The 10,528-nt window shown below is 61.3% G+C and carries 10 protein-coding genes; 4 read left to right on the top strand and 6 right to left on the bottom strand.

The annotated features are described in order from the left end of the window. Positions 1 to 89 precede the first annotated feature (89 nt). The gene (locus tag K7W03_RS00965; protein ID WP_222885276.1) at positions 90 to 1,541 is read right to left on the bottom strand and encodes an undecaprenyl-phosphate glucose phosphotransferase; all 1,452 of its coding nucleotides are present in this window, start codon (positions 1,539 to 1,541) and stop codon (positions 90 to 92) included. Between the two features lie 106 nt (positions 1,542 to 1,647). After that, a complete protein-coding gene (locus K7W03_RS00960; protein ID WP_062017071.1) occupies positions 1,648 to 1,887 on the bottom strand; it encodes a response regulator transcription factor in 240 nt (79 codons plus the stop codon). A gap of 639 nt (positions 1,888 to 2,526) precedes the next feature. Between K7W03_RS00960 and K7W03_RS00955 the strand changes: the two genes are divergently transcribed. Then, positions 2,527 to 2,796: a response regulator transcription factor gene (locus K7W03_RS00955; protein ID WP_061935111.1), complete on the top strand. Its 270-nt coding sequence runs from the start codon at positions 2,527 to 2,529 to the stop codon at positions 2,794 to 2,796. A gap of 113 nt (positions 2,797 to 2,909) precedes the next feature. Here K7W03_RS00955 and K7W03_RS00950 read toward each other — a convergent pair whose 3' ends face one another. Together K7W03_RS00950 and K7W03_RS27675 are read right to left on the bottom strand one after the other, a co-directional pair. Beyond that, positions 2,910 to 3,821: a glycosyltransferase family 2 protein gene (locus K7W03_RS00950; RefSeq protein ID WP_226869597.1), complete on the bottom strand. Its 912-nt coding sequence runs from the start codon at positions 3,819 to 3,821 to the stop codon at positions 2,910 to 2,912. 11 nt (positions 3,822 to 3,832) lie between these two features. Next, complete coding sequence (locus K7W03_RS27675; protein WP_319024278.1) at positions 3,833 to 4,252, bottom strand: 2OG-Fe(II) oxygenase; 420 nt, start codon at positions 4,250 to 4,252, stop codon at positions 3,833 to 3,835. Here K7W03_RS27675 and K7W03_RS27670 point away from each other — a divergent pair. The 3 genes from K7W03_RS27670 (at position 4,247) to K7W03_RS00935 (ending at position 7,409) form a co-directional block, all read left to right on the top strand. Continuing rightward, positions 4,247 to 4,702: a hypothetical protein gene (locus K7W03_RS27670; RefSeq protein WP_226869623.1), complete on the top strand. Its 456-nt coding sequence runs from the start codon at positions 4,247 to 4,249 to the stop codon at positions 4,700 to 4,702. The genes K7W03_RS27675 and K7W03_RS27670 overlap by 6 nt on opposite strands. Positions 4,703 to 4,815: 113 nt before the next feature. After that, a complete protein-coding gene (locus K7W03_RS00940) occupies positions 4,816 to 6,030 on the top strand; it encodes a glycosyltransferase family 4 protein (RefSeq protein WP_222885274.1) in 1,215 nt (404 codons plus the stop codon). Beyond that, positions 6,027 to 7,409 carry an oligosaccharide flippase family protein gene (locus K7W03_RS00935; protein ID WP_222885273.1) on the top strand — a complete coding sequence of 461 codons (1,383 nt, stop codon included), beginning with the start codon at positions 6,027 to 6,029 and terminating at the stop codon, positions 7,407 to 7,409. The genes K7W03_RS00940 and K7W03_RS00935 overlap by 4 nt, the downstream gene beginning before the upstream one ends. Here K7W03_RS00935 and K7W03_RS00930 read toward each other — a convergent pair whose 3' ends face one another. Further along, entirely contained in the window at positions 7,410 to 8,960 is a 1,551-nt protein-coding gene (locus tag K7W03_RS00930; RefSeq protein ID WP_222885272.1) for an O-antigen ligase family protein, read from the bottom strand. It abuts the gene before it with no gap. After that, the gene (locus tag K7W03_RS00925) at positions 8,960 to 10,528 is read right to left on the bottom strand and encodes a hypothetical protein (protein ID WP_222885271.1); all 1,569 of its coding nucleotides are present in this window, start codon (positions 10,526 to 10,528) and stop codon (positions 8,960 to 8,962) included. Before K7W03_RS00925 ends, K7W03_RS00930 begins: the two co-directional genes overlap by 1 nt.

Here is a 10,528-nt window from a genome sequence, read left to right as displayed (position 1 = left end):
CCTGACCGACGGACCTTCGAAGATCCTCCATAATCTACGGGTAGATGATGAATTTTCCATATTCGGTTTTCGGCGCTGCAGGTTGAGTTTCAATACGCCCGTTGACCCCCGAACAGGACGAAGACCGTGCGCAGGATGATGTAGAGATCGAACCAGATCGACCAGTTTTCGATATAATAAAGGTCATGTTCGATCCGCCTGATCAGCTTGTCTTCGGTGTCGGTTTCGCCACGCCAGCCGCATATCTGCGCCCATCCCGTCAGACCCGGCTTCACCTTGTGTCGCGCGACATAGGATGTCAGGACGTCGCTGAACAATCTGCCGGCGGCCCGTGTCGACGGCGCATGCGGTCGCGGTCCGACCAGCGACATGTCGCCCGACAGCACGTTCAGGAGCTGCGGCAATTCATCAAGGCTGGTCTTCCGCAGGAAGGCGCCCACACGGGTCACTCGCTGATCGTCCCTTTTTGCCTGGACGATATGGTCCGCCTCGCACTTGTCGGCATGCATGCTGCGGAATTTCAATATCCGGAAATCATGACAATTAAAGCCTTCGCGGCGCTGGACGAAGAAGACGGGCCCAGGGGATTCGATCTTGATGGCCAAGGCAATGAGCAGGAAAAGCGGAGAGGACAGGATCAGCAGCAACAAGGATAAAAGGCGGTCTTCCGCCCATTTTTCCATGACCCTGCTGCCGTGCATCGGCTTTTCGTGCAAGGTCATGACCGGCAAACCGCCCAGCAGCATCACGGGCATGCGGGCATAGGCGAACCCCGCTTTTTCAGGGGCCAGCCGAATTTGCACGGGCGTCACCGACAGCGCCGCCACGATCTGCCGCAGCCGCACTTCACCGGCCCAGGGAAGCGCCAGGATCACCTGATCGACCTCCCCCGCCCGGATTGCGGAGACAAGGTCTTCCATATCGCCCCGAAGCGGAAGCGGAAGACATTCGCCCAGCCGCTCATGATCGCGATCATCATAGAAACCGATGAGCGAGAGCGTCAGCTTGTCGTGGTTGATGATATAATGGGCCAGATCGCGCCCCTGTTCTCCAGCGCCGTAGATCGCGCATCGACGATTGAAGCATCCTCGTCTCTTGAGATGTCGCGCGATCAGCACAAGCACTGCGCGGGACAGGGCCAACAGCGCAAGACCCGAGGCGAACCATAACAAAATGCCGCTGCGCGGAATGGCCGGCATCAGACGGAGCATGAAACCCAGCGACAGCAGCAATAGGGCCGTACCAAGCCAGGCGCTGAAAAGGCGCGACCAGTTCTTGCGCACGGAAAATAGGAGTTCGACTTCGTAAGCTCCTGTGAGTTGCGCGACGATGACGAAGATCGTGCCGCCCGCCAGGCCCAGCCTGCCGGCCCCCGCAAAGGATAATCCGGTCTCCGCGCCATCCACCCATGTCTTGAGGAATATGGCCGAAACATTGAACGCGATGAAATCGCATATCTGCGTTGTCAGCGGCAATATTCCCAGCGGAACTTCGCGGTGCGGACGCGCGACGGACCCGGCTTGTTCGCCCGGATTGTTCATCGCCTTCCATCCTGCATGGCCATTGCACGCCCGACGCTCCCGGGCGGCAAATCAGGTCCGGTTCCGGCCGATCCGATGGAAAGCCGTATCCATCCCCTTTCGATTGTCAGGATGATTCCTGCTGTATCGGTAACATTCCCGTGCGGATCACATAAGCGATCATATGGGCCCTGTTCCGTGTCCGCGTCTTCAGCCTTACATTTTCGATGTGGCGTTCGACCGTGCAGGTTGCGATAGCAAGTTCTCTCGCCACCCTCTTGGCCGACAGGCCGAAGGCGACAAGTTGCAGAACTTCGGTTTCCCGATTGGTAAGTTCAATAGCGCTTGAAGTGTTATAATGTGGCATGCTGGTCCCCCAAATACCGCGCCTGTGTACAAGCCTCATGGGGCTTCCCTGCCCCACCGACACATACAGTTACGCAGATCCAAAGTTGCAACCGCGACCACGGAATTATTCCGCCTGTAAAGCTTTATCCACAGGTTGAATAAGTTGGACATAACTACAGGGATTTACCCTGCTAGTTTCGATGTCGTAACCAAGATTATATATCTTTACGATTCGAGGCAATACCCCTTTTTGATTACGGGTTGATTTTCTTCCTGCCCGTAATCCATCCTGTTTCACTTTAAGTCTTTAAATTCATATATTTGCTTCCACCGCACTCGATCGGCAATGGAAAAATGCGGGTCATTTTCCCCCACGTAAAAAGGGCATCGCCTTGCATCATCAGACAGATGGAAACCCCATCAACATTGATGCTTTTCGAAAGCTGGAGCGTCTCATCTGGCAATGGGCGAAGTTGAACCGTAGAATCCGGATACCCCGGATTGGTAAAATCATATTTTGCGAAATTTAAGGGCACCCACCTATTAACTTCGGACATATTCCAGTATAGAGTATTTACATATTTGATAAGCTTATCACAAAGCAGAAAAACTCAATCTCGGGCGAAACGGCGTTCACCTTATTGCATGGGGTAGCTCTATGGATGATGTCGATCCCGCTTGGGAGAGCTGGCTGACGCAGAGGGAAATGGAAGTTCTCACTCGCATCGCCAAGGGTCAGTCAGCAAAGGAAATCGCCCAGAATCTCAAGATCGCGCCCCGGACGGTGGAACGCCATATCGGGCGCGTTCGCCTTAAGACGCGGACGCGCAATCGATCGCATATGGTGGCATATGCCATTTCCAAGGGGCTTATCGGCTGCGCGCTGACACTATCCTTTTTCAGCGAAGCGCCACCGGCCGGCTTCTAGAGGGTGGCGCAATGATCCGGCGGGACGACTTCGCATGCATCCGTCCGGCATAAGGTCCGGGATCCTGCGTACCCAGACTTATCCTGTCGTTCGACATCTGATTTCGGTAACGATCATTTATATTCGATAAGGCGTCGCCTGCTGCGCCAATAATCCATCTGACCCTGGAGATGCGGCAATTTCCCCAACAAAAGGAAACTCGCTTCAAGCGCGCCCCTGCGCGCGAAAATGCGGCACCAGAAAACAGGCCATAATGGCCAGCTAAGAGGAATGGCCCAGAATATATTGCTGACTACATTCCTCAGCAGTCCTCGGGCCTCCTTCCCGCGCAGGACGAAAGCCTGGGCCGTAGCATATCCGCTGCGACGATTACGCTGCCACCATTGCGCAAAGCGCGTCATGGCGGCGTCATGCACGGTCATTTCGGCATCGATGCGCCGGATGATCCATCCGCGCCGGCGGATCCTGTGGCAAAGATCGGGTTCCTCTCCGGCGATCAAGGTCTCGGAAAAGCCGCCCACCTCCCAAAATGGCTCAACGCGCAACAACGCATCTCCGCCACATGTGTCGACGATGCCGACATGCGTGTTCCATTCCTTGTCGCAGAGCCGGTTATAGGCGCTCCGATCCGGATGGCGCTCGCGGCGGCGGCCGCACACTGCGGCCAGTTGCGGCTCCGCTGCCATCGCCGCCAGGGCCCGGGCGAGCCAATCCGGCTGCAACTCGCAATCGCCGTCGATGAAATGGATATAGCGAAGGAGCAGAGCCTGCTCGCGCATCCAGGCGGCGCCCGCATTGCGCGCCCGCGCGGCAGTGAAGGGCGCCTCATCGCTGAGCTCCATGACCGATATGCCAAGGCGCCGGGCAATATCGGGGCTCCCGTCATTCGATCCGGAGTCGACATAGACGATGCACCGCGTTTCACGAGCGACGCTTTCCAGACAGCGCCTCAGACGCAGTCCTTCATTGCGGCCGATGACCACAAAGCCGACGGAGCCGTCATCGGCGCAAGGCATGTCCGGCATGCATCGCTCCTTCAACCGGGTCGGCGGCGCTGCAACACGGGCGGCAGCCAGTCCGCCTTGAGATGCTGCAGCATGATCCGCCAGTCGCGCTTGTCGCTGGTGCCGGGCCGCCTGCGGAAATCCGTGGTGCGCTCTGTCCGGAGGCGGACGACTGCCGGCGCGGTGTAATAATAAGTGGCGATCGACCGGCGCGAGCGTTCCGGCGGGCAGGGCAACGGATCGGGATGGCCATGGAAAGTATCCCGATCGGTGTTGAAGATGACCGCCCTGCCCAATATCGGCATGATCTTGCGCTCGGCGGCGCGCATCTTCCTGTCCCACAGTTCCAGCGATCCGCCATATCCAGCCTCCCAATCCTCGTTCAGATAGATGAGCAGGTTGAGTCGTCGTTCGAGCCCCATTTCCTCATGTCTGGGAAAGTCGGCATGAATACTCAGATGCCCCCCGGACTTTATCTCATGGAGACCGGCACCGGCATGATAGGGATCGGGGATCAGGCCGGCAATGCCCGTCAGTTCGGACAGAAATTGCAGGAAGGCGGAAGAGTTCAGTTCCGCGAACAGCATGCGGGTGGCGGCGCCGCTGCACTGATCGGGGCGATATTGGAACTTAAATCTTTCCTGATCGCGGTTGAAACTGCCATGTCCGCTGCTATCCGGAAATTCCGAGACAACCTTCCTAAGTATATCGGTATCGAGGAAATCGTCGATGACGACATGCGGAAAAGGCCTTTCAGACGCATATCGATTGAAAAGCGCCTTGCCCGCCGTCCTGCACTGTTCCGGATCGAAGCATCTGTAGCCGCCAATATCCGCGAGATCGAGCAGTGCCATTCGTCCCTCTTAAATCCCGTTGCGGCGACTTGCGCCGGGAAGGATTAAGCGCCTTCGTCCTCTCCCGCACAAGCGCGGTAAAACACCCGGGGAGTTCTCATGATCGATTTGCTTGCGCTCCCACCGATAAGATAGGCGAACCGGAAGCAGGGAGGCCATGGGTGCATATCGGTTATTGTTCGCCCCATTGGCCGCCCGCCATGGCCGCCAACGGCATCGTGACCTATGTGGCGGCCATGCGCGACTATCTGCTGGCCCAGGGACATCGGGTGTCGATCATCGCGGACGGACAGGTGGTGGATGGCGATGGCCGCATCCACGATCTGCCCCTCGCATCCGGACGCGCCGGACCGGTCAACGCCCTGGCGCGGCACTGGCTTCGCCACAGGGAGCGTCACAGGGGGGACCTGCCCGCCATCGGCCGCGCCGTGGCCGCGCAGGTGCAGGCGGCCCATCGGATCATGCCGATGGACATCCTCGATATGGAGGAAAGTTTCGGCTGGAGCGACGCCGTCCGGCGCCTGTCAGGCGTTCCGGTCGTGACTCGGCTGCACGGTCCCTTCTTCCTGAAGGCGCCTGTACCGCGCACCGAACAGGAGATGGAGGCCTATAACCACCGATGCGAGGCGGAACGATGGGCGGTACGCCGGGCCGTTTCGCTGACGGCGCCGACCCGCGCCACGCTTCAGGCCGCTTGCGCGCGCTATCGGCGGCCCGCCCGCGGCATGAGCACCGCCATCCCCAATCCCGTCGGATTGCCCGCCCGCCAGTGGCGGCTGGACGACTGCGACCGGCAGCACATATTGATGGTCGGCCGCTTCGACTATGCCAAGGGCGCGGATACCATGTTGTTGGCGTTCGACCGCCTGATCGCGCGACGCCCGTCCGTCCGCCTGACGCTGGTCGGGCCGGATTGGGGCATGGCCCTGTCCCCCGGACGCGCCCTGTCATTCAAGGATTATGTGGCCACGCATCTGTCGCCGCGCGGACGGGAGGGGGTCCGCTTCATCGGCCGGCAGCCGCCGGACACCATCGCCCGGTTGCGCAGGAAGGCCTTTGTGACCGTTCAGGCATCCAGAAGCGAAACCTATTCCTACACGCTGGTGGAAAGCCTGGCAGCGGGATGCCCGGTCATCTCCACGGACTGGGCGGGGGCGGAGGAGATGTTTCAGGCAGGTCGGCAAGGGCTTTTGACCCCCATGGGCGATCCCGATGCCCTGGCGCGCAATCTGGAATGGCTGATGGATCATCCCGAAGAAGCGGCCTCTATGGCCGACAATGGCCGGCGGCATTGCCGGGAGCGTTTTTCGATGGAGGCCGTGGGCGGCAGGATGGTCGACTGGTATCGCGCGACGCTCGCGGAACGCAGGCGATGAAGCAGAACAATCTGCAGCTACGCGACGCCGGCGCATTGGCGGGCCGCCAGATTTTGGCCCGGCTGATCGATTTTGCCACGCGCGACACCAATGTCGTTGTCGCATCGGTCATCCTCAACAATCTGTTGCGGGCGATCAGCAGCGTCGTGCTGACCCGCCTGCTGGTTCCGGAGGCATTCGGCATATCCGGCATCATCGCTTCGGTTTCCTTTACCGCGGCCATGATATCCGATCTGGGTTTCCAGGCATTTGTGGTGCGGCATGAAGAGGGCGATTCGGTACGTTTCCTCGACACAGTCTGGACAATCGCGCTTCTGCGCTCCGCCATTTTGACCGCCGCGCTGATCGCCCTGTCCGAGCCGATCGCGGCTTTCTTCGCCAAGCCGGAACTCGCGCCGATGATCGAAGCGTCCGCGCTCATCTTCATCCTGGAGGGGCTTGGATCGCTCAGCCTGCTCACCGCGATCAGGAAAAGGATGATCCTTCGCCTTTCGCTGCTGGAACTGGGGGTGATGATCGTCCAGATCGTCGTCAGCGTGCTGCTCGCCATCCTGTGGCGCAATGTCTGGGCGGTTCTTACGGCCCTGATCGCCGCCAGCGCCTGCAAGAGCCTGCTGAGCTATGCGGTCTTCCCGGACGCGCGACGGCGGCTGGCCTTCGATCCCGTTTATGCCCGCGACCTGTGGCGCTTTGCGCGCTACGTCACCGGATCGAGCCTGATCACATTATTGCTGATGCAATGCGACAAGCTGATCCTGGCGCGTTTCATGACGCTGGACGCTTTCGGCCTGTACATATTGGCGGGTAATCTTGCCGCCGCGCCGATGGCCTTCACCACCGCCTATGCGAGCCGCGTGCTCTATCCCAGCTATGCGGAATATTGGCGCAGGGGCGAAGGCGACCTGCGCGCGATCTTCTATGCCAAGAGGTGGCTCCCTTCCCTGCTCTACAGCTTCGCCGCGGGCGGGCTGATCGGATCGGCGCCGTTGCTGATCGCGATCCTCTACGACCATCGCTATGCCGGGACCGCCATCTATCTGCAATTGCTGGCTATTACCCCCTTTTTCGCCCTGGCTTCCTACAGTTCGAACGAGACGCTGACCGCGACCGGCCAAATCGCCACCACGTTCCAGGCCAGCATCGCCAAGCTGGTCTGGCTGGGCGTGGCTGCGCCCCTTGCCTGGTTGGCGGAAGGGCAGCTTGGCCTTGTGGCGGCCATCGGGCTGATGGAACTGCCGTCCGTCCTTTTCAAATGGGCCCGGATGCACCGGGCGCAGTTGCTGGACCTGCGGAAGGAACTGATCTTCATCGGGGCCGGCCTTGGCGGCATTCTGGTCGGCGGGATGGGCAGCGCCCTGCTGACGCCCTTGATGGCCTGATCACAATGCGACGGCGGCCCGCACAGGCCGGGCCGGACGACGACGGAACGGTTCGCCGGAAATCTTCAGATAGGTGGCGGCAAAGCCGAACAGGACGAAGATGAAGACGGCAGGCCGCGTGCCGAAGGAAGTGAAGAACAGCATTTCCATCGTCATGGCCAGACAGCAGAAGAGGAAAGCTGCGACTTCGCGGTCGGAACGATCCCTGCCGGTCGGTTTCCGGCATCGGTACAGGCCCATCATATATCGAAAAAAAGCGCCGACGAAGAGGATGAGGCCGATCCCGCCGGAAATCAGCATGATCCATATATAGGTGTTCACAAAGTCGATAATGCCTTCACCCTGCCGCAAGTCATGCAGCCTTATGTTGAGTTCGGGCATGGAAAAGCCGATGACCGGACTGTGCCAATATTCCTCCATCCCCCGGTCGAAAAGCTGCCGCCGATATTCGGACGTGTCGCTCGATCCTCCCGACAGGCCCAGCGATTCGGACAGGCTGGGGGAGGACAAGGCCGCCAGCAGCAGGACCGACAGGCCGCAGCCGGCCAGCATGGCGCGTTTCAGCAGCGGCCAATAACGCCCCAGATATAGCTCGCCCAGCACCAGGGCGAAGCCCAGGCCGATCCAGGCGCCGCGCGATTGCGGCGCCACCAGGCCGGCAAAGGCGATCAGGAAGACCAGTCCATGATGCCGCCTCGACCGGAAGGCGTCTCCACATACCCATAGGGCGAGCATGCAGATGGCCAGCACCATCGCTGCCGACGTCGGCTCGATGAAGGGCCCTCCGGCGCGCAACATGCCGCCGCGCGCCTTGATCAGAAAGGGCATCAATCCATATTGGCCGTTCAGCTCATTATAGATCGGCCATCCCCGCATGGCCTCATAGACCAGGATCGATCCCAGCGTCACGGCTCCGCACCCCATCCAGAGCAGGGCGCGCCGCAATTCGTCGATGTCCCGCACGCCCCGGCTGACGAGATAATAGGGGACTCCCAGATCGAGCACGACATTGGAGGTGAAGCGCAGAAAGTTGGAAAGGCTGGTTTCGCGCGACAGCGCCGCGGCGATCAGGAAGACAATGGCGAAGGCCGGAAGATCGAGCCGCCAGCCCGGCCGCATCTTGCGACGGTTACGGCATATGACGATTGTCGCGCCCACAGCCAGCGCGTCGTGCACGCCGAAGTCGAACAGTTTGAGCGAGCCGATGGAGACCGTGCTGTCGAGGCCCGGCAAAAGCAGCAGGCTCAGCAGATAGACCTGGACGGCTCGGCCGGCATCGCCCGCGACAAGCGGCACCCATGCGAGCATGATCGCATAGAGCAGCCAGGGATTATGGGTGGCCCAGGCGATCAGCGGCATCAGAATGACGGTCAGCAACGCGCGGACAGCCATTTCCCTGCGCGGCTTTGAGGACAGGCAATGAAGGTAAAGCACAGTGGCCGCCGCGCCGATCGACGCCACATGGAGGGCAGAGGTGATCTGCACATAGAGGAAGGCCAGGGCGGCGATGACCGAGGACGGGCCGGCCAGACGCCGGAGCACCGCCGCCATCAGGGCCGCCGCGCCAGAAACTGCTGCACCGCCCGCAGCTTGGGCGCTTCGCCCGGCGGCTGGCCTGCATATTCGCGCAACCCCCAGGACCCATAGTCGGCCACCGGCGCTGTGGACGCATAAAGAAGCAGTTCGCCGCCGATGCGGGAATCCCATTGCGCCAGATAGTCCCGATAAAGCCTGCCCATGCGCGGGTCGCGCTGCAGGGTTCGGGCGAGGTCGAGGTTCGCGGTCACGAAATGCTGCCCCCCCTCATAGCTCAGATACCGCTTGCCATAGCGGGCGGCGATGGCCTTGTGGGTCAGGGCGTCCGCGATGGTCGCTTCCACCGCAGCCGGTGCGCGGGCGAATATCCGGTCGACGTCGCCGACGCCATATCCGTCGAGTTCCATCCAGACATAAGGCGCTGTGGCCAGCGCATCGATCCAGCGCACGGTGTCTTCATCGTCGAGGACGATGGTGGCGAGGTCCGGCCAGGCATTCTGGCTGGCCGCCACGCGCACCAGCCGTCCCGGGCGATCACGGAAAACATCAGTCCAGATCCGCATCGCATCGCGCAGCTTCTGCGCATAGCGCAACATCTGCGCACGCATCGGGTCGCCATCGCCCAGGCCAAGCGTCATCCCCTCCTGCTGGGCCTGACGCGCGGCATCGAACATGGAATTCCAGACCTCGTTGCCCAACTCGACATAGACCGTCCGGCCGGGGGCCAGACGGTCATGCACCATGCGGGCGAACTGACGGATATAGGCCTGGTCGGCCTGATAGGGCATGAGGAACCAGGGATCTGCCCCGGTCCGGTTGGCAAGGTCGACCATATCCTCGATCGATGCGCCGGCCGGCCCCACCTGCGTGGCGCTTTGCAGCGACGCCCGCGTCTCCCAGCGAGGCAGGACGTTGTCGTTGGTGCGCTGCCAGTCGAGAAAGCGGATGATCCCGAACTGCCTGACAAAGGACAGGAATTCCGGGCTGAAGCGCTCCGCGGCGGGCCGGCCGGACAAGCGGCAGTCGATATTGCGCACCGGGTCCTGCGGATCGGTCTCCGCCAGTTCGATCCATGCGCCTTCCTCCTCCGCTCCGGTCGGCGCCATATCGAGCATGAAGCCATGTGCCGTGCGGTCGCGCAGCCGGGCGAGGCCGCCCGCTTCGATCAGTCCCCGCCCTTCGAAGCGGCAACCTATCTCGACCGGATGAAAGGGCGCGGGCGGCAGGACGAGCGGCCGGGGAGCGGTCTGCCCCGGACGCAGGAAACGCACCCATCCTTGCGGATCGAGCTGCTCGGAGGGAAAGGCCGTCCACCCGTCGCCGCGTGAGGAAAACCATTCGCTCTGGAGGATGAGGTTGGAAAAGACCTGCTGGCGGTTGAACGTCGCCAGACCGAACAGGTTGATGCCGATGCGCGTCGGCGCGGGCGACGGCAGGACTTCCGCCGTCAATCCCGGAGGGCGGCCTTCATGCGATGGGGAAGGAAGGGCGTAGACCGCGATCCCGACCAGCAGGGCGAGGGCAAGCAGGGTGAAAGCAGCCTGGCCGGCCAAGCCGAGTCCGCGCCCACGCCAGCCAGCCAT

The sequence above is a fragment of the Sphingobium sp. PNB genome (assembly GCF_019873065.1).
Classification (GTDB): domain Bacteria; phylum Pseudomonadota; class Alphaproteobacteria; order Sphingomonadales; family Sphingomonadaceae; genus Sphingobium; species Sphingobium fuliginis.
This window is presented reverse-complemented; position numbering and strand designations above follow the sequence as displayed.

Coding starts and splice junctions, on each gene's coding strand:
- K7W03_RS00965 (WP_222885276.1), bottom strand. CDS start 1,541: ATGAACAATCCGGGCGAACAAGCCGGGTCCGTCGCGCGTCCGCACCGC.
- K7W03_RS00960 (WP_062017071.1), bottom strand. CDS start 1,887: ATGCCACATTATAACACTTCAAGCGCTATTGAACTTACCAATCGGGAA.
- K7W03_RS00955 (WP_061935111.1), top strand. CDS start 2,527: ATGGATGATGTCGATCCCGCTTGGGAGAGCTGGCTGACGCAGAGGGAA.
- K7W03_RS00950 (WP_226869597.1), bottom strand. CDS start 3,821: ATGCCGGACATGCCTTGCGCCGATGACGGCTCCGTCGGCTTTGTGGTC.
- K7W03_RS27670 (WP_226869623.1), top strand. CDS start 4,247: ATGAATACTCAGATGCCCCCCGGACTTTATCTCATGGAGACCGGCACC.
- K7W03_RS00935 (WP_222885273.1), top strand. CDS start 6,027: ATGAAGCAGAACAATCTGCAGCTACGCGACGCCGGCGCATTGGCGGGC.
- K7W03_RS00930 (WP_222885272.1), bottom strand. CDS start 8,960: ATGGCGGCGGTGCTCCGGCGTCTGGCCGGCCCGTCCTCGGTCATCGCC.
- K7W03_RS00925 (WP_222885271.1), bottom strand. CDS start 10,528: ATGGCTGGCTGGCGTGGGCGCGGACTCGGCTTGGCCGGCCAGGCTGCT.